At 51.5% G+C, this 19,487-nt stretch carries 14 protein-coding genes; 8 read left to right on the forward strand and 6 right to left on the reverse strand.

Translation table 11 applies throughout. From position 1 onward, the window contains the following. Positions 1-17 precede the first annotated feature (17 nt). Positions 18-1,571 carry a SulP family inorganic anion transporter gene (locus tag ACFVYJ_RS00655; protein ID WP_419414248.1) on the forward strand — a complete coding sequence of 518 codons (1,554 nt, stop codon included), beginning with the start codon at positions 18-20 and terminating at the stop codon, positions 1,569-1,571. A gap of 6 nt (positions 1,572-1,577) precedes the next feature. Here ACFVYJ_RS00655 and ACFVYJ_RS00660 read toward each other — a convergent pair whose 3' ends face one another. Continuing rightward, complete coding sequence (locus ACFVYJ_RS00660; protein ID WP_419414249.1) at positions 1,578-1,919, reverse strand: HopJ type III effector protein; 342 nt, start codon at positions 1,917-1,919, stop codon at positions 1,578-1,580. A gap of 214 nt (positions 1,920-2,133) precedes the next feature. Between ACFVYJ_RS00660 and ACFVYJ_RS00665 the strand changes: the two genes are divergently transcribed. Beyond that, on the forward strand, positions 2,134-2,388 hold the full coding sequence (locus ACFVYJ_RS00665) for a hypothetical protein (RefSeq protein ID WP_419414250.1): 255 nt from the start codon (positions 2,134-2,136) through the stop codon (positions 2,386-2,388). Between the two features lie 134 nt (positions 2,389-2,522). Next, positions 2,523-4,112, forward strand: a complete 1,590-nt coding sequence (locus ACFVYJ_RS00670; protein ID WP_419414251.1) for a DUF255 domain-containing protein — start codon at positions 2,523-2,525, stop codon at positions 4,110-4,112. Positions 4,113-4,357: 245 nt separating this feature from the next. Here the strand turns inward: ACFVYJ_RS00670 and ACFVYJ_RS00675 are convergent, their stop codons facing one another. Next, positions 4,358-4,609 carry a TIGR02647 family protein gene (locus tag ACFVYJ_RS00675; protein WP_419414252.1) on the reverse strand — a complete coding sequence of 84 codons (252 nt, stop codon included), beginning with the start codon at positions 4,607-4,609 and terminating at the stop codon, positions 4,358-4,360. Positions 4,610-4,647: 38 nt separating this feature from the next. Further along, a complete protein-coding gene (locus ACFVYJ_RS00680) occupies positions 4,648-5,244 on the reverse strand; it encodes a DUF938 domain-containing protein (RefSeq protein ID WP_419414253.1) in 597 nt (198 codons plus the stop codon). A 192-nt stretch (positions 5,245-5,436) separates the two neighbouring features. Between ACFVYJ_RS00680 and ACFVYJ_RS00685 the strand changes: the two genes are divergently transcribed. Further along, entirely contained in the window at positions 5,437-7,941 is a 2,505-nt protein-coding gene (locus ACFVYJ_RS00685) for a two-component system response regulator (RefSeq protein ID WP_419414254.1), read from the forward strand. Here ACFVYJ_RS00685 and ACFVYJ_RS00690 read toward each other — a convergent pair. From ACFVYJ_RS00690 to metG, 3 genes are all read right to left on the reverse strand, one after another. Continuing rightward, entirely contained in the window at positions 7,922-9,472 is a 1,551-nt protein-coding gene (locus ACFVYJ_RS00690) for a sensor histidine kinase (RefSeq protein WP_419414255.1), read from the reverse strand. The genes ACFVYJ_RS00685 and ACFVYJ_RS00690 overlap by 20 nt on opposite strands. Then, positions 9,469-10,410: an ABC transporter substrate-binding protein gene (locus ACFVYJ_RS00695; protein WP_419414256.1), complete on the reverse strand. Its 942-nt coding sequence runs from the start codon at positions 10,408-10,410 to the stop codon at positions 9,469-9,471. Before ACFVYJ_RS00695 ends, ACFVYJ_RS00690 begins: the two co-directional genes overlap by 4 nt. A gap of 135 nt (positions 10,411-10,545) precedes the next feature. Next, complete coding sequence (metG, locus tag ACFVYJ_RS00700; RefSeq protein WP_419414257.1) at positions 10,546-12,582, reverse strand: methionine--tRNA ligase; 2,037 nt, start codon at positions 12,580-12,582, stop codon at positions 10,546-10,548. A gap of 193 nt (positions 12,583-12,775) precedes the next feature. Here metG and ACFVYJ_RS00705 point away from each other — a divergent pair, with 193 nt between their 5' ends. The 4 genes from ACFVYJ_RS00705 (at position 12,776) to ACFVYJ_RS00720 (ending at position 19,351) form a co-directional block, all read left to right on the forward strand. Further along, positions 12,776-14,026, forward strand: a complete 1,251-nt coding sequence (locus tag ACFVYJ_RS00705) for an HDOD domain-containing protein (protein WP_419414258.1) — start codon at positions 12,776-12,778, stop codon at positions 14,024-14,026. A 68-nt stretch (positions 14,027-14,094) separates the two neighbouring features. Then, on the forward strand, positions 14,095-15,183 hold the full coding sequence (trmA, locus tag ACFVYJ_RS00710) for a tRNA (uridine(54)-C5)-methyltransferase TrmA (protein WP_419414259.1): 1,089 nt from the start codon (positions 14,095-14,097) through the stop codon (positions 15,181-15,183). A gap of 101 nt (positions 15,184-15,284) precedes the next feature. Continuing rightward, on the forward strand, positions 15,285-15,896 hold the full coding sequence (locus ACFVYJ_RS00715) for a TetR/AcrR family transcriptional regulator (RefSeq protein WP_419414260.1): 612 nt from the start codon (positions 15,285-15,287) through the stop codon (positions 15,894-15,896). Further along, positions 15,893-19,351 carry an acyl-[ACP]--phospholipid O-acyltransferase gene (locus ACFVYJ_RS00720; RefSeq protein ID WP_419414261.1) on the forward strand — a complete coding sequence of 1,153 codons (3,459 nt, stop codon included), beginning with the start codon at positions 15,893-15,895 and terminating at the stop codon, positions 19,349-19,351. Before ACFVYJ_RS00715 ends, ACFVYJ_RS00720 begins: the two co-directional genes overlap by 4 nt. Positions 19,352-19,487 lie beyond the last annotated feature (136 nt).

Consider the following 19,487-nt stretch of genomic DNA (forward strand, 5'->3'; position numbering starts at 1 on the left):
ACTGACGGAATATCCTTATGTTTCAGAATGTCTTTACGCGACCGCACAATTTAAGGAGCGACCTGCTTTCAGGTCTGACAGTTGCACTTGCACTGGTGCCCGAAGCTGTTGCTTTTGCTTTTGTGGCCGGTGTGGAACCGTTGGTCGGACTTTATGCTGCCTTTATGGTCGGGCTGATTACCGCAGCTATAGGTGGTCGTCCGGGTATGATATCAGGTGCCACTGGTGCGCTGGCGGTGGTGATGGTGAGCTTGGTGGCTCAGCACGGTGTTCAGTACCTGTTTGCAACGGTGGTACTGATGGGGGTTTTCCAGATCCTGGCAGGTGCTTTCCGGTTGGGTAAGTTTATCCGCATGGTGCCGCATCCGGTGATGCTGGGTTTTGTTAACGGCCTGGCCATCGTGATTTTCCTGGCTCAGCTTAAGCAGTTCCAGTACACCGATGAGATGGGTATTACCCAGTGGCTGCAGGGTGTTGATCTGTGGCAGATGCTGGGCCTGATTGCGTTGACTATGGCGATTATTCAGTTTCTGCCCAAGTTAACCCGTCTGATTCCCTCTTCTCTGGCGGCTATTTTGACCGTGTCACTGCTGGCAATAGGCCTCGATCTGGATGCGCGTACGGTACAGGATGTGTTGGCGGATATGACCGGCGATGCAGCTGCCACAATTGCTGGCGGCTTCCCAATGTTTGCCATGCCGGATGTGCCTTTTAGCCTTGAGACGTTGCGTATCATTGTGCCTTACGCGCTGATCCTGGCGGCGATTGGTTTAATTGAATCCTTGTTAACCTTGACCCTGATTGATGAAATGACGGAAACCCGGGGCCGGGGTAACAAAGAGTGCGTAGGTCAGGGTACGGCAAACATTGTCACAGGTTTCTTCGGTGGTATGGGTGGCTGTGCGATGATTGGTCAGAGCATGATTAACATCAATTCAGGCGGTCGGGGGCGAACCTCAGGTATTGCTGCGGCGCTGTTCCTGCTGGCGTTTATCCTAGTGGGGTCAAGCTTGATCGAGCAGATTCCGGTAGCGGCGTTGATTGGCGTGATGTTTATTGTGGTGATTGGCACCTTTGAGTGGGCCAGTTTCCGTCTGCTGGGCAAGATTCCATTGTCAGATACCATTGTTGGGATCACGGTTGCCGTGGTGACTGTGCTGACCGATCTGGCGATTGCAGTGATTGTTGGGGTGATCATCTCGGCATTGGTCTTCGCTTGGAAGCATGCTCGCACGATGCAGTTTGAGATTCGTGATGAATTTGATACCAAAATCTACCTGCCCAAGGGGCCGCTGTTTTTCGGCTCAGTGCAGGCGTTCCGCGATCGTTTTAACCCGCGTTATGATCCGCCGGAAGTCATTGTTGATTTTGCCGATTGCCGGGTGATGGATCACTCAGGTCTTGAAGCGATTGATGCCTTGGCTGAACGCTACGAAAAAGCAGGTAAAGAACTGCATATCCGACATCTCAGTGAAGAGTGCCGGGCTCTGTTGCAGCGCGCGGGTAACTTAGTGGAGGTCAACGTGATTGAAGATCCCCACTACCATGTGGCGGATGATCGCCTGGCCTGAGTTGAATCAGCCTTTGCTGGTCAGGGCAGTATTTGAAAAAATAATGCCCGACCAGCCTGATTGCATGAAGTTACGAATATTGCCGTGGTCTGATCCGTCCGGTGTAGCCATTACGTCCTGATAGAAACGGCCAAAACAACGCAACGTTGTTTGTTCATCTAGTTGCATCAGCTTAGCGAAAGCAAAAATTTTGCAGCTGCCTTCATTTTGCCCCGCCGCATTTTCCAACTCGCCATTACGAAAAGCGGTTGGCTGGTAGAGAAAGTGTTGTTCAATAACCGACATGGTGTCTTCAAAGTCCAGGGTGTCGCCATTTTTCAGGGCGGTAACAAAGGCTTCAGGGGTCATGGGAGTTTCCTTGTTTCAGCGTGAAGCGGCATGATAAAGCAGCCTCGCAGGCTTGCAAGTTATACGCCTGAAATTCTATCAGTCCATCCCCCCTTTGATCTGGATCAGACAACGCCTAATAAGCGCGGTTTTTCTAGGCCTGGTTCAGTCCGTGTCCGTAAATTCGGCATAAGCTGTAAGTGAGATTTTTAATCAGGCAGGTGGGGTAGTTGTTATGTTAACTTACAAAGAATGCCTGGATTTGAGTGATCTGACTTCTGGAGAAGTGGCCGCCATCGCAGAACACGCACATGTTGATAACATGATCGCTATGGCTGCAGGGCATGACCTGCTGGAACGGCGCAAGGATCCGGTGATTCGTCGTATGATCCTTGATGATATTGCTCGGGCGGAATGCCAGGGGGATGTTGCCCATGAGGCGGATTTACGCCAGGTATTGCAACAGTATGACCAGGCACATAAAGCCTGAAGGTATGTAAAATAGCGTATCGATAAAGGGCCTTTGGGGCCTTTTTTTGTTTTGGCTGTTTAGCACTGACATCTGTTTCCCGGTTTAAGGCGTATTGATAGGTAACGAATCAAACCGGGAGAGAGAGAGTGAGAATGCTCAAACAAGGACTCGTTGGAATCTGTTTGCTGGGGTGCTTGCAAGCTAGCCCCGTTATGGCAACTGAATCTGAGTCAACGCTGCAGTGGCAAACGCATAATGCCGCCAGCTTTCAGTTGGCGCAGGAAAGCAAAAAGTATCTGATTCTGGATCTGCTTGCAGTGTGGTGTCACTGGTGCCATGTGATGGAAGCCACCACTTATGAAGACCCACGGGTCATTGAGCTGCTCAAACAGCATTTCATCCCCCTGAAAGCTGATCATGATGCCAGGCCGGATTTGGCTGAACGTTACCGTGACTGGGGTTGGCCGGCCACGGTGGTGTATGCTCCTGATGGCACTGAGCTACTGAAGCGTGCTGGATATATTTCCCCGGACGAAATGGTCGCTATTCTCCAAGACATCATTGAGGATCCTACGCCTCAGGGCAGTCAGCTGAGCTATCCAGAGCAGGTTGCCAAACACGCCTCTCTGGAGCAGTCACTGCGCGTTAAATTGCAGCAAAAACACAGCCGCCGCTTCGATTACACCGTTGGTGGTTTGGATATAGGCCAGAAATTTATTGAACGAGATTCCTTGGCCTGGGACTTAGTGTTGGCCGCTGAAGGGGATACTAAAGCTGAACAGCGGGCCCGGTTGACTTTGGACAGTGCTATCAAACTTATTGATCCGGTGTTTGGTGGCGCATACCAATACTCTACCCATGGTGACTGGCAGCATCCGCATTATGAAAAGATCATGCGCATCCAGGCACGTTATGTCGAGCTATATACGCTGGCTTATCAGCAATTCGGTGAGCCTCGTTATCTGCAAGCTGCACAAGCCGTGGTGAGCTATCTGCTTGAATTTTTGTCGGCACCGGAAGGGGGGTTTTATAACTCCCAAGATGCAGATCTGGTCCCGGGTAAAAAAGCGCATGACTATTACAAGCTTAATCGCGCGGCACGACTACAGCAGGGACTGCCCAGAATTGACCAGCAATTGTATGCCTCTGCAACCGGCTATGCCGTTGATGCGTTACTGCGGCTGTATGCTGTCACTGAGGACAAGCTGCTGCTGGATAGGGCGGAACGCGCGTTGGTATGGGTATTTAGTGAGCGCAGGTTGGGCCAGGGTGGTTTTCGGCATGACCGGCGTGATGTAGCCGGTCCCTATCTGGCGGATAACCTGATAATGGCCAGAGCGCTGTTGACCTACCACCAGGTTACAGCGGATCGACAGGCCTTGCAGCATGCGCTGCAAACCGGCGACTTTATCGGGCGCTATTTAAAACATCCAACGGCGGGGTTGGTGAGTGCTGCCGACAGTGGTACGCCACTAAAACCTTTGCCGCAGCTGGATCAGAATATCGCCGCAGCTCAGCTAATGCTGGATTTATATGAACAGTCAGCGCAGCCGCGTTTTTTGGTGTTGGCAGAGCACATTCTACGTTATCTAAATAGCTCAGAGGTGGCGTTATCTCGTATCACAGAAGCGGGTCTGTTGTTGCTCGATAAACAATATCAGGCACTGCGGCAGGACGCCGCTGTGCCTAGGGAACCTGCGAACAAGTCCAAGACTTTCTCTGCGGGCGATAAATCAGCCTGATGCGCGAAAGGCAGCGCAGCGGAATGACAAGTCCTTCCCAAGCTGCCTGACAAAGCAGCAGGTTGTTTTAGAGCCCGCCCCATGGGGATTTCAGAGCAATCCAATCTCTGTGTTATCGTTTTTCGACAGGCAACCAGCATGCCTGTAATCGCTGCCTTGATCGCACATTGCTCTGAAAGCCAGAGGGTTTTGGACTTATTCGTAGGTTCCCTCGTAGTGGAGCTGAAGCGAGTGGTTAACGGGTGCTAAAGCGTTACCCGGCTTTCGCTACACAGAATGGTCAGCAAAACCTGACTGTGTTCAGCGGCATCGTGGCCCAATGGCGTGAGGTAGCCACCATCAGATTGCGTAATTAGTCCCTTCTCAAACAGGCGCTGGGTGGCGGAAATGACTTCAGGTCTGGCATTGGAGTGAACTTTGATACCTTCCTGGGTGGTTTCCAGGGTATACAGGCTGAGTACGTTTAATTCCTCAATATGCTCAGTGGTGTAGTGCATAGATGGTTCTCCCGATCAGCGCAGCGTACCGGAGTTGGTTAACTGCGTTTTTGCCAGACCAGACATTGATTGTTGGCGGGCATGTCCCAGTCCTTCAGTAACTGAAGTCCAACCGCGTTGGCTTCTGCCTCCAGAGCTTCGAAGTCGCGAATGCCACTGTGTGGGTCACGTTGCTTAAGCCATTGATCGAAGGCAGCGTTGCTGGAGCTGGTGTATGCATTCTGGTACTTGAACGGCCCATACACAATCATTAAACCGTCCTGCGGTAAAAATTTTCCCGCCAGCTCGACGAGCTGCCTGACAGCAGGCCAGCTCATAATGTGCAGGGTATTGGCGGTGTACAACACGTCATAAGCGGCAGGCAGTACTGTTGTCTTAAGTACATCCAGTGCGACTGGCTTGGCAATACCGGGCAGGTTGTAGGTGGCAATATTAGTGGCCAGCGAGGGTATATTTTCCTCCAGTTCACTGGGTTGCCACGTCAGGCCTGTCAGATTGCTGACGAAGTGTACGGCATGTTGTCCCGAGCCACTACCGACCTCAAGAACTTGTTGGCCGGGCGCTAGGTAGTACTGCAAAACCTTGAAAATTGGCTGCTGATTACGTGCGCAGGCTTCACTGTAGTTATGCCACATTCGAGGCTCCTGGGTGATAGGTTGGCTTGCTGAGAAGCTTTCTGAAGGTCTTATATTAGATAAAATGCAACTTGATGCATGAACATAGTAACGTTATTCTCCTCGGACTACTTGGGCATGTAATTTATAATAATTTCATCAAAGCCGACATGGATTGACGCCCCGGCTAACAAAGATCTGGATGTATCTAAAATGTATCGCCAAGAGAAGCTACTTCTGGTTAACGGCGACGGTGAGCAACGGGAGATATTAGAAAAATATCTCCTGGCACATACTGAGTATGATGTGATTGCAGCCGAAAACGCACGTGAAGCACTATGTTGTCTTAAGCAGCGGGCCATCCACTGTGTCGTCAGTGATGTGACCATCGAAGGCCTGGATGGTTGGCGTTTGGCGCGTATGGTTCGTTCCGGGGTGTTTAACTGCCCCCATGATATCCCCTTTATTTTGATTACCTCCCTCTGGTGTAAGCGTATCGCTGAAACCACTGCGCGCGAATTTGATATCGACGCTGTACTGCCCTTTAGCGAATATGGTCTGTTAGCTGAAAAAATCATTGCGCTTCGAGATCGGGAAGCGCTGAACCGTAAACCGCGGTTATTGGTGATTGAAGATACCGCCCAGACTGCGGCATTGATCTCCAGAGTATTGCGCAGCCGGTTTGATGTCGAGCTGCTGGTGGATGGAGATGAAGGTCTGCGGGAGTGGCGGCGACAGACCTATGACTTAGTGTTACTGGATATCATGTTGCCGGGTATCTCCGGGCCAGAAATCATGCAGCAAATGTTGCTGGAAAAGCCGGATCAGACCATTGTGGTCATGACTGCTCATGGTTCTATGGAACTGGCAGAAGAGATGATGATGCAAGGCGCTGCTGATTTCATCAGTAAGCCTTTCTCCACCGAGCAGTTGCGCCAGGTATGTGAAATTGCGGCGCGACGCAAAGATTTCATTATCAGTAATGAACAGTTTGCTGATGCGCTGACTAGCATGCAGCAAAATGAACGGGCACTGGCAGCGCAGACACGAGAACACCGGGTAATTTTGGACAATCTTGCGACGGCCGTGCTGGAGCTGGATTGCAACGGGTGTGTGGTATTTGCCAATGAAACCTGGAGCCAATTGACGGGGATGAGCTTCGAGCAGTCACTTGGTAAGGACCTGTTGGATTTTGTTTATTCGGATTCCGCCAGTTCTGTCGCGGTAATTCGTCGTGCTTTGAAAAACCTGCGCAGTGGCCAGGGGTTTAGCCTGCACATAGAGTTCAAATTACGTGATCGTTTTAATCATGGTAGCTGGGTTGAAGCCCGGCTGAACACCATTCGTCGTGATAGCAGTCAACAGGCGATCACTGTTGCTATTGATGATATTTCTGCGCGCAAACGTGCAGAGCAACGGTTGGAGCATCTGGCGATTCATGACTCGCTGACAGGCCTCTACAATCGGCACTATTTTGATACCGAGTTAGTGCAGACCGCGGCGTTGGCCCAGCGCAGTCAAATTCACCATGCGCTGTTGTATATCAACCTAGATCATTTCAAGGCTATCAATGACACTTTGGGGCATCACCGGGGTGATTTCGTCCTGAAAGAAGCCTCTGACCGGTTACAGAAGATGTTGCGTGATTCTGATCGGTTATGTCGTATTGGTGGTGATGAATTTGCAGTATTGCTGAGTAATACCGAGTTGGATCAGGCGCGGGAGATTGCCGGTGCGCTGTGTGAAATGATGGCTTCTGAGCAGTTTGTTTTTGGCGGGCAGTTACTCAAGGTCAGCTGCAGTATCGGTATTAGTTTGATTGATGGCAGCGGTAATAAACCGCAGGACTATCTTCAGCAGGCGGATATCGCGCTTTATGTCGCCAAGCGTCGCGGTCGGAACCGGGTGCATGTGTATACCGAAGAGGATGAGGCCAGCGGCGATGTGCGCAGCAGTATGCTCTGGCTGCATGCGGTGCAACGTGCTATTGAGCAGGATAATTTAGTTTTGCACTTCCAGCCGATTTACGCCGCACCCTTTGATCAGGTGGCCTATTATGAGGCGTTGGTACGTTTGGTCATAGGCGATGAGATTGTCTACCCGGGGCAATTTATTCCGGCTCTGGAGCGGTTTGAGGATATGGGGTTATTAGACCTGCATGTGATTGCTAAATCTATCTACATGCTGTCGTTAAATCCCAAGCTGAAGAAAGTTGCTATCAATCTCTCGGCTCATGCTTTCCAGAATGAACGGCTGGTACCCTTTGTGCAGGAAAAATTGCGGGAATATGCAGTACTGCCTGAACGTATTATTTTTGAGCTAACCGAGAATGCCAGCCTGTCAAACCTGAGTGCGACCCAGGGTATGGTGGAAGCACTGTCGGCGATGGGCTGTGGGTTTTCAATTGATGATTTTGGTACGGGCTTCAGTACTTTCGCTTATTTAAAGAATTTGCCTGCAGAAACGGTGAAAATTGATGGTTCGTTTATCAAAGAACTGAAGCACAGCAGCATTGATCTAGCGTTGGTGAAATCGATTTGTGATGTTGCTCATGCGCTGGGGAAACAAACGGTAGCAGAGTTTGTAGAAGATGCTGAAACCCTGAAGCTGCTCGGTGAGATCGGTGTGGATTATGCTCAGGGGTACTTTCTGGGGCGCCCTCAGCCGATTGAAGAGCTGGAGTTTTCCTCGCCAAATGTCAGTGCAGCGGTAAGCTGAACGTGAAGACTGCGCCCTCACCGGGCTGACTTTCTACCGTAATGGTGCCGTTCATCAATTCTGCGAAATGCCTTGAAATCGCCAGACCCAGGCCTGTGCCTTCAAAGCGGCGCTTGATGCTGCCATCGGCCTGACGGAACTTTTCAAATATCAGTTCCTGCTGCTCCGGAGCGATGCCAATGCCGGTATCGCTGACGGTAAAAGTGAGCTGGTGCTCCCGTATTTCGCAATACAAACTGACCTTTCCCTCCCGGGTGAACTTGCAAGCATTGGAGAGCAGGTTAATCAGGATCTGTTCTACTTTCTCTCTATCCAGCAGCAGTGGCTTATCCTGTTCCGGTGTGTGCAACGACAGGCTATTGTTGTTTTTCAGCGCCAGAGGCCGGATGATGCTTTCCACGTCACTGATCAGCGAGGCTATTGCGGTGCTACGTGTCTGCAGGTCCATTTTCCCGGATTCGCACTTAGCCATATCCAGGATAATGTTGATCATTACCAGTAGGCGCTCAGCAGAGCGCAAGGCCTCATCCAGATCTGATGTCAAATCAGTCATTCCCGCGTAGCTGAGTTCCTCTCGTACCAGTTCGACATAGCCAATATTGGCCTGCAGCGGCGTGCGCAGTTCGTGGCTGATATTGGCGAGAAATTCGGATTGCGTGCGAACAGCAACTAAGGCAGCGTCCCGAGCATGGCGCAGCTCCTCAGTGCGGATTTCGACTTCTGACTCCAGTCCGGCATTCAGGGCCAGCAGTTGCTGTTCTTGTTTTTTCAGCACGTCCATCATTTCGTTGAAACTGATAGCCATGCGTTGCACTTCTTTTGGCCCTTCAATGCGGGCAAATGGATATTGCCTAGAGGTGCGGGCCAGTTTCATGGTGTTGGACAGGTGGTATAACGGCTGGGTTAACCGCTGTAATACCCGGTTCATCAGCAATGACATAATCAGGGTGAAGAGGGCAACGGTGATAAAGCTGTATAACAGTATCTGCTGAATTAACTGCACCAACGATTGTTTGGATACCTTGATGGCGACATAGCCCAGCAATTGACTGGCATTGGTATCCAGGCTCAGCTCATTAAAAGGCGCTTCATTAATGGTCAGATTAACGGGCGCCCAGATGAGCCAATGGTCGCTGGTATCATCGACTATCGTTGGCAAACTCAAGGTGAATAGCTGCCCCAGGTGCTGTTGCGACGGGATAGTGTCGCCATGCTGAACCAGGGGGGTAAAGTTAGCATTGAAGATGGTCACGCCAACAATGTCATCAAATCCGAGTATTTGCTCAATTGCTTGGTGTGCATTTTCTTCGCTGCTGGTAATGAGGGGTAAGACGCTCAGCTGGGTTAAATTGGCCGCAATTTGTAGTGAATGGCGTTGCGATGCCTGACTGGACTGACTGACCGCCACCCACGCAGAAACCAGCATGCTGGAGAGCGCGATTAAGCAGATAAACCCCACCACAAACAGGTAAAGGTGCCGTTTTAGGCTGATGCTTTTTTGCTGTGATCTGGGGTTGTTAGAGGCGTTCATTGATCTCTTTTAACGGGCACGGTGGCGTAAAATGATTGTTTTAATTCTGGCGTAAACTCATAACCCAGATGCTCTGCTGTCAGCAGGTTAACTGCCACAAGATTAGAGTTGGAGAGTTCTATGCCTGGCTGTTGCTGGTGGGTGTGAAGTGTCCTCACCATCTCTGTCATGCGCTTGCCTGAAGCTTTGCTGTTAGGGTAAATGGAAAACAGGATGCCACGTTTTACGTGTGAAGGTCGACTGGAAAATACGGGTAACTTCAGCTTCCAGCAGGTTTGCAGCAGGAGTGGCAGTAGTGCTTGTTCATTGACGGATACGCGATCGACCGGTAGCCAGATGGCATCGGTTTGGTTGTTTAATCTGGGTAGTACCTGACGGTAGCGAGTAACAGCCTCAGTCAGGTTGTTGACTTCAATGGGGAGTAATTCCAGGTTGAATTGCTGGGCGGCTTCCATAGCACGTCGTATCAGCCAGCGATTATAGGGGCTGAACAGGGTGATCACCCGTCGGGTGTCGGGAGACAGTTTTTGCAGCTGGCGGAACAGGCTGGCAGGCTCTTCAATCAGGCTGACGCCAGAAACATTCAGTGCCGGCGTTAATGGCAAGGCTCCGGCGACCACCGGGAAGTGTTGGCGCAGTTCGGGCACCATGTTCAAGCCGCTGCGGCCCAGTGAAATGACCATCTCAACCTGGTCTTGCTGCAGGCGGTTGAACAGCACTTGCTGGTTCAGTTCTGCAGCAAGAGGGTAACGTATCAATGTGTCCCCGTGTTCAGCGGTGATGCCTTGAATGATCTGCTCAAATACGTCCTGATAAGGGGGGGACGTGGTGGGATAGAGCACGCCAAGCGTTGCTGCCACAAGCGGGGTCGCTGTGACAGCAGATACCAGTATCGTTGCCAGCAGTGATAGCAGCGCGTGTTGCAGTCTCGATTGCAAAGCTTAAATACTCCAGTTGCTTTAATCCGCAATATCCCTGTGGCCTATGTGCTGATGCTGTTGCCGAACCAGTATAGGAAGCGTGCCGAAATCCATTCGTCTGAGTAAGCTGTGTAGTACCGTGCCAGATCCCGGTTATTTTATGCGCATGCCCGGTTGTGCTCCATCATCGGGTTGCAGAATCCATAGGTCTTGGCCGCCTGGGCCTGCGGCCAGCACCATGCCCTCGGAAACACCAAACTTCATTTTTCTTGGCGCCAGGTTGGCGACCATTACTGTCATCTTGCCTTCCAACTGGTCTGGGGTGTAGGCAGACTTAATACCGGCAAATACCTGGCGGGTTTCACCGCCTAAATCCAGTGTCAGTCGCAACAGTTTATCTGCTCCTTCGACGTGCTCTGCCTTAGCAATCCGCACAACCCGTAGGTCAAGTTTGGCAAAATCTGCAAACTCTATCGTATCTTCCAGTGGTTCTGCTGCCAATGCTGCAGATGCAGGTGTTGCAGCAGGTGGTTGATTACTTTCCAGGGTCGCTTTGCTGTCTGCGATCATGGCGTTGACCTGATCTGCTTCAACCCGTTGCATCATGGGTTTGAACTTATTGATGCTGTGATCCAGCAGCGGTTGTTGGATGCTGTCCCAGTCCAGGTTGTCCAGGTTCAGGAACTGACGAGCATCTTCCGCGACCTCAGGCAGTACTGGTGCCAGATAAGTGATAATCACCCGGAACAGGTTGATGCCCATCGAACAGCAGTCGATCACCTGCTGGGCTTTACCTTCCTGCTTAGCTAGAACCCAAGGTTCCGCCGCGTCGATATATTGATTAGCAAGGTCCGCCAGAGCCATGATTTCACGCATGGCACGGCTGTATTCCCGTTTCTCGTAACAGGTGGCAATCTGCTCGCCAGCGGTGATTGCGGTTTGGTATAACTCGGGTTTGGCCAGTGTTGCAGCCAATTGACCGCCACTGAGTTTTTTGATGAATCCGGCGCAGCGAGAGGCAATGTTAATGACTTTGTTGACCAGATCAGCATTGACTCGCATGCGGAAGTCTTCGAGATTGAGGTCGATATCATCGATCCCGGAACCCAGTTTTGCCGCGAAATAGTAACGCAGGTATTCAGGTCGCAAATGATCCAGATATGTTTCCGCCATGATAAAGGTGCCGCGGGACTTGGACATTTTTTGCCCGTCTACCGTCAGGAAGCCATGGCAGAATACGCCATCGGGCTTACGGAAACCGGCGCCTTCCAGCATTGCTGGCCAGAACAGGGTGTGGAAGTAGGCGATATCTTTACCGATAAAGTGGTACAGCTCGGCGTCAGAATCAGGGCCCCAGTAACTGTTGAAGTCGACACCCTGTTTATCACACCAGTTTTTAAAGCTGGCCATATAGCCGATTGGTGCATCCAGCCAGACATAAAAATATTTGCCTGGAGCGTCCGGAATCTCAAAACCCCAATAAGGCGCATCGCGGGAGATATCCCAATTATGCAGCCCGGATTCGAACCACTCGTTGAGCTTATGGATCATATGTTCCTGCACATGGTTATCTACCCAGTTGCGCAGGAAGGGCTCAAAGTTGCCCAGCTTGAAGAAGTAGTGCTCAGACTCACGTTCCACCGGCTTGGCACCAGACACGGCAGAGTATGCATTCTTCAGTTCGACCGGACTGTAGGTAGCGCCGCATTTCTCGCAGGAATCGCCATATTGATCAACCGCACCACATTTGGGGCAGTCGCCCTTCACAAACCGGTCCGGCAGGAACATCTCTTTCACCGGGTCATAGGCCTGGGTGATAGTCTTGCGTTCAATATGCCCGGCATCACGCAACGCGGTGTAGATCTGTGATGCGAAGTGACGATTCTCTTCCGAATGGGTCGAGTAATAGTTATCGAAGTTCACCATAAAACCAGCAAAATCGCGCTGGTGCTCCTGACTGACCTGATCGATCAGCGCCTCGGGACTGGTGCCCAATTGATCGGCCTTAAGCATAATCGGAGTGCCGTGAGCATCGTCAGCACAGACATAGATACATTGATGGCCGCGCTGTTGCTGAAAACGAACCCAGATATCTGTTTGAATGTATTCAACCAGATGACCCAGATGAATAGGGCCGTTGGCATAGGGCAGGGCGCTGGTAACCAGAATATTGCGTTTGCTGTCGGTCATGATTCGAGGGAAACCTACGAAACTAAGCTATTAAGAAAGCGGCGATTTTACGCTTTTTTACACCCGATTACGAATCCGTTCCTTCGTTTAGAGCACAGAATTATTGCCGCGTGTTAAGCTTGCTTAATGGGTGCCGATAGCCGTATCTCCGGCTGGAAGTTGTATCTTATCCCTCAGGTAAAACAGGATCTGCATGGGTCAGCACGAAACCGACAAACTACAGGGTGTGAAAATCCTGATTCTGGATCCGTTAGGCTATCTGCGGGTGCAGTGCAACGCGCTGGAAAGAGAGCAGGGCGCGGAGCTTTATTACCTGAAATCGCCGGACCTGGAAGAAGCCGTAGCACTGATTGAACAACATCAGATTACGGTATTTCTGGCGCTGCTGGGTGAGCATCCCGACCCTGAGCTTGAGCTTATGGAAGCCGTGATGGAACGCATGCCAAAGGTGGTGCGGATTGTCTTCACCAGTCAGTTGACGGTGCGCCAGGCATTCTTTGCCTCGGAAGTCACTCATCATGCGTTGCTGGATACCTGCGCCATAAGTGTGCTGTTGCAGGCGATTCTGAGTAGCCAGCGTTTGACGCAGATGTTATTTAAAGATGACATTCTGCATTATATGTCAGTCCTCAATATGCAGCCGGAACTCCCCGATGCGTATCTCAAGTTGCGTAAACGATTGCGTCGGGAGGCGATGCGTCCTAAAGCCATTGCTGACCTGTTGGAACGGGATCCTGAGCTTACAGAACATCTCATGGCGCTGGTGAATTCGGCTTGGTATGGCTATCACCGCGAAGTAGAGAACCCGCTGGAGGCTGCCAGTTTGCTCGATGCCCGTACCTTGAGGGATTTATTGCTGGCGGCCCATCTGTTTGCTGCTTTTCCGGAAGGTGATCGCTGGAGAAGTTTTCGTTTTGAAACACTACAGCAGCGCGGCATGTTGGTGGGTAAGGCGGCACAGCATTTGTGCCGGTCAGTTAAGGCCCGCTCCTATGTGCAGCATCAGGCGTTTCTTGCAGGCCTACTGCATGACCTCGGTATTCAGGTACTTGCTGCACGCAGCCCTGGGGTATACCAAGAAATTATGGCGGAAGCCGTATCTCTGGATCAGCCCCTGTATGCCCTGGAAAAGCTGGAGTTTGGCGTGACTCATGCCGAAGTGGCAGCGCACCTGCTGTATAGCTGGCACCTGCCGGTTGCGGTGGTGGAGGCGGTGTTGTTTCATCACTTTCCCAATGCCAGCCAGACATCGGGTTTCTCTGTGCTGATGGCGCTGCATATATCGGATTCTCTGGTGCGCTCGATGGACAACACCATGGGTTGCTCACTGGCCAGTAAACTGAATAATGCCTACATTAGCCGGGAGGGTATGGATAAACCGCTGATGGCCTGGCAAATTCTGATCGCTGATTTCCAGGAAGAAGTTATTCTGGGCATGCAGTAACCCGCAGCACTTGTTAAAACAAGCTGCTAAAATGCGGCTCCCGTTTCCATGGTGCAGTTGAGATAGATATGGCATTACCTGTAGTAGACCCCGCTGACTATGACCGCCAGTTGCAGATCAAGCAGCAGCGTATTACCGAGCAGTTTGCCAACTTCAACCCGCCGCCGGTTGAAGTGTTCAAGTCGCCCACCAGTCACTACCGCATGCGGGCAGAGTTTCGTGTCTGGCATGATGAAGATGATCTTTACTATGTAATGTTTAAACCGGGTGACAAGCATACCCGGTTTAAAGTCGAAAGCTTCCCGGTGGTGTCTGAAACCATCGAAAATACTATGTTCCGCCTGCTGGATCTTATTCGCCCGGTACCGGCATTGCGGCACCGGCTGTTTCAGGTCGACTTTCTTAGCACGCTGAGTGGTGAACTGCTGGTAACCTTGCTGTACCACCGACCCCTGGATGAGGCTTGGCAGACCGAGGCCCGGGCATTGAAGCAACAGTTGGGTATTCAATTGATTGGCCGCTCCCGTAAAAGCCGGATTCTCCTGGATCAGGATTTTGTGTTGGAACAAATGGCGATCAATGGCCGGAACTACACCTATAAACAGGTGGAAAACAGTTTCAGTCAGCCCAATGGCGAGGTCTGCCGGCATATGATTCATTGGGCGCTGGATGCCACTCAGGCTGCTGGTGGTGACATGGTTGAATTGTATTGCGGTAACGGTAATTTCACCCTGCCACTGGCGCAAAATTTTAATCGAGTGGTTGCAACGGAGATCTCGAAAACCTCAGTCCATGCTGCGCAGTATAATATCGAGGCCAATGCGATCGAGAATGTTGATGTGGTGCGTATCAGCTCTGAGGAATTTTCTCAGGTGCTGAATGGTAGCCTGGAGAAACGCCGTACCCGTCATCTGAATTTGGATGCATGCAATTTCACCACCGTGCTGGTGGATCCTCCCCGCGCTGGATTAGATGATAATACAGTGCAGCAGGTGCAGAGCTATGAGCATATTCTGTATATCTCCTGTAATCCTGACACCCTATATCAGAACTTGGAGCAGATTTGTCAGACCCATCGCATTGAGCGTTTTGCACTGTTTGACCAGTTTCCCTATACCGATCACCTTGAGTGCGGGGTTTATCTAACCCGTCGTTAGGCGTTATTGGCGCTGAAATCAGGAAAAATGTTTACATTATGAACGCTGTTCAATATATTGTCTCGGAGTGTAATTGAACATTGTTTAATTGGGGCGGGCAGATGGCAAGGCGTAATGATCATTCCAGAGAAGAGTTGCAATCTATGGCGTTGACGGCCGCCGAGCGGCTGCTCGATGAACAGGGTGCGGCGGCACTGAGTGCTCGTAAGGTCGCAGCTGAAATAGGCTATTCGGCGGGGGCGTTGTATCTGGTCTTCACTAATCGCGATGACCTGTGTTGGCAACTGAACGCCCGCACGTTGGAAAAGCTTCTGCTGGCGTTGCGAGAGGTCAGTTGCCGTCAGCCAATTCAGTGCCTGCAACAATACGCTGAGACCTATCTGGCATTTGCGTCGCGCTGGAGTAACCGCTGGTCACTGTTGTTTGAGCATCGCTCCCCGGATGGCACAGAGGCACCGGTCTGGCTGAGTGAAAAGATTGAACTGTTATTCCGGTGTTTAGAACAGCCACTGTCAGGTTTGTTTCCTCATGCCAGAAGTGCTGAAATTGGTCTGATGGCGCGCACGCTATGGAGTGGTGTGCATGGAGTGACCATCCTTCAGCTACGGGATAAGTTGTTTATCAGTCAGGACGCCAGTGCTGAGAAGATGCTGGATGGATTAATAACGGCTTATGTCGCCGGTATCCAGCACAACAGGGAGGTAGCAGTATGAAATCTTTGCTTCGGTTTGCCGGTTTTTTGCCGTTTATTCTGATGGCGTTTATCAACGCTTTTGTGGATTCAGGCCACAAGATTATTATCCAGAATACCCTCTTTAAAGCCTATGATGGCGAATTGCAGATACTGTTGACGGCCATTGTAAATGGGCTGATCCTGCTGCCGTTTATTCTATTGTTCACACCCTGTGGTTTCGTCGCTGATAAATATCCAAAAAATCGGGTGATGCGCCGGGCAGCGGTTGCTGCTGTCTGTATCTGTCTGCTGATTACATTCTGTTACTACCAGGGCTGGTTTATCGCTGCGTTTGGCCTGACGTTTATTATTGCGGTGCAGAGTGCGTTCTACTCTCCGGCCAAGTATGGCTATATCAAAGAATTACTCGGCGTTGATAACCTAAGTGAAGGTAATGGCTGGGTTCAGGCAGCCAGTATGGTGGCAATTCTGTCCGGTATCGTGGTGTTTTCACTGATGTTTGAGCTGCGCCTTGACGGTGCTGAACAGATGACTCCGGAGCAGAGTCTGCAGCGGGTAGCGCCGCTTGGTTGGGTGCTGGTGGCGGGTTCTCTGCTTGAACTGATCCTTGCCTGGCGCCTGCCCCAGACGCAGGAGCTGAATCAGGAAGCTCGCTTTGACTGGTCTGCTTACCGCGGGGGTCTGACCCTGACCCGTAACCTGGGGCTGATTTTTTCCCATCGCCCGATCTGGCTGTCAATTATCGGTTTATCGTTGTTCTGGTCTATCTCTCAAGTGATGTTGGCGGTGTTTCCGGCGTTTGCTGAAGATCATCTGGATCAGCACAATACCTTCGTTATTCAGGGGGTTATGGCACTGGCTGGTATTGGCATCATGCTGGGTTCGATGTTGGCTGGTCGCTGGTCAAGGCATCACATTAATCTGGGTTTAATTCCCCTGGGGGCGGCCGGGGTCGCATTGGGCCTGATTGTGCTGCCTCAACTTAACAGTATGCCGCTACTAGGGCTGGCGTTTTTTGCTATCGGTCTATGTGGGGCATTGCTGAATGTACCGTTGAATGCGCTGATTCAGTTTCATGCTGATGAAAACCAGACCGGCCGGATCCTGGCGGGCAATAACTTTATTCAGAATATCGCTATGTTCAGCTTCCTGGTGCTGACGGTTGCCTTTGCCTATTGGGGCATTGATAGCCTGTGGTTGCTTGGCATGTTGGCGATGATTGCCGTGGCGGGTACGGCATTGGCACTGAAAACGGTGCCTGAGGCGTTCTTGCGCCTATTGGTGATGTCGCTGCTGAAACGCAAATATCGCCTGCAGGTATTAGGTTTTGAGCACCTGCCGGAAGATGGCAAGGGTACGCTGTTATTGGGTAATCATGTCAGTTGGTTAGATTGGGCGATGCTGCAGATGGCTTCCCCCCGACATGTCCACTTTGTGATGGATAAAGAGATCTACAATCGCTGGTATTTACGCTGGTTTATGCAGTGGTACGGCGTGATACCGATATCAGGCAGTCAGAGTAGAACCGCCTTAGAGCGGGTCAAGGAACTGCTCAATCAGGGTAAAGTGGTGTGTCTGTTTCCCGAGGGGGCTATCAGTTATACCGGGCAGGTGGCGGAGTTTAAGCGGGGCTTTGAGAAAGCTTGTCTGGATGCTGCTGGCGTGATCGTGCCATTTTATCTGCGCGGATTGTGGGGTAGTCGTTTCTCACGTTCCAGCGAACGCCTGAAAACATTGCGTGCCAGTGGCTTGAAGCGGGATGTTATCGTTGCCTTTGGTGAGCCTATGCCAATCACCAGCAGCGCAGCTGAGGTCAAAAAGCAGGTGCTCGAGCTGTCGATTCATGCCTGGGAGGAGCATACCCGCAGTCTGGAACCCCTGGCACAGGCTTTTGTACGGACGGCTAAAGCCGCCCCAACTGAATGGGCAGTCACCGATGCGAAAGGGCAACCGCTTTCTCACCGCCGTTTGCTGACAGCCTGTGCGCTGTTTTCCCGCCGGATCAAACAAACCCCTGGTCAGAATCTGGGATTGTTAATGCCGACCTCCAGTGCCGGGCTAATCGCCAATATGGCAGGTTTGATGGCAGGGCGTACCCTGGTAAATGTGAATTTTACCGCTTCAGCTGAGGCGCAAGTGATAGCGCTGCAGCAGGCAGATGTGCAAACGTTGATTACCGCCAGACAGTTTGTCAGCAAGCTGGCCGCTCGGGGTATTGATGTAGAGCCGCTATTTGCTGGCCGCACAGTGTTGTTTATGGAAGATATTAAAGCCGCAATTGGCCGGGCTGAAACCCTGACTACATTGGCGCTGGTAACGCTTATGCCTACCCGAGTACTCTCGGCCTGGTTATGTCAGCGCGTGGGCCTGGAAGACCCGGCTGCGATTCTGTTTTCTTCCGGCAGTGAAGGTGCGCCCAAAGGTGTGATGCTGAGTCATCGTAATATGATTGGTAACCTGAAACAGACCGCTGATGTACTCAATGTGCGAGACGAAGAGCGCATCATGGCTACCCTGCCGTTGTTCCATGCTTTTGGCCTGACGGTCACCTGCATGTTGCCGCTGATTGAAGGTATTCCTGTGATCTGCCACCCGGACCCGACGGATGCGCTGAATATTGGGCGTGGTGTTGCCCGGTACCGTGCCACGCTGATGTGTGCTACTTCGACTTTCCTGCGTTTATATACCCGCAACCGCAAACTGCATCCGTTGATGCTGGAATCGCTGCGAGCGGTGGTGGCCGGTGCCGAGAAACTTGATTCGCAGGTGCGTGAGGCATTTGAAGCCCGATTCCATGTGCCGATTCTGGAAGGGTACGGCTGTACCGAAACTACGCCGGTGGCCGGGGTGAACCTGCCGGATTATCTGGTACCGGAAACGCTGACGGTGCAGTCTGCCAGCAGACAGGGGACGGTTGGGCTGGCATTGCCTGGTTCTACCTTTCGGGTGGTTGAGCCTGAAACGCTGGAAGAGCTGCCTGCCGGAGAAGATGGTCTGATTTTGATCGGCGGCACCCAGATAATGCTGGGATATCTTAACGATGCGGAAAAAACCGCTGAAGTCGTCATCGAGCACGCGGGTCTGCGCTGGTATAAAACCGGTGATAAAGGGCACCTGGATGACGATGGCTACCTGACTATCGTTGATCGGTATAGTCGGTTTGCTAAGTTGGGTGGGGAGATGGTTAGCCTGGGCGCGGTGGAGCGTAAAGTGCGGGAGATTCTGCAGCAGCCTGAGCTGCCGCTCATTGCCGTCAACCTGCCGGATGAACGTAAAGGTGAGCAGGTCATTCTGTTAGTCCAGAATGACCTGCAGATGAGCTCGGAACAATTGAGACATACGCTGGTAGCGGCAGGAATGGCACCTTTGATGTTGCCGGCTGAGATTATTACCACGGATCAGGTGCCTTATTTAGGTAGTGGTAAACCTGATTTTGGTGATGCGAAAAAACAGGTGCTGGCAGCACTTAAATAACCCAAACATTGTTTGAACGCTGGGTGTAGTACTGCGTTTATCGCTTGGTTATGATGGTCAATGAAACCGGATCGGATAACCCGGTTTGTCTTACATAATCGAACAGGTGTATGAAGAAAAAGCCCGGAAATGTGGG

Source organism: Pontibacter sp. JAM-7, assembly GCF_048548695.2.
In the GTDB taxonomy this organism is placed as follows: domain Bacteria; phylum Pseudomonadota; class Gammaproteobacteria; order Pseudomonadales; family Balneatricaceae; genus Neptuniibacter.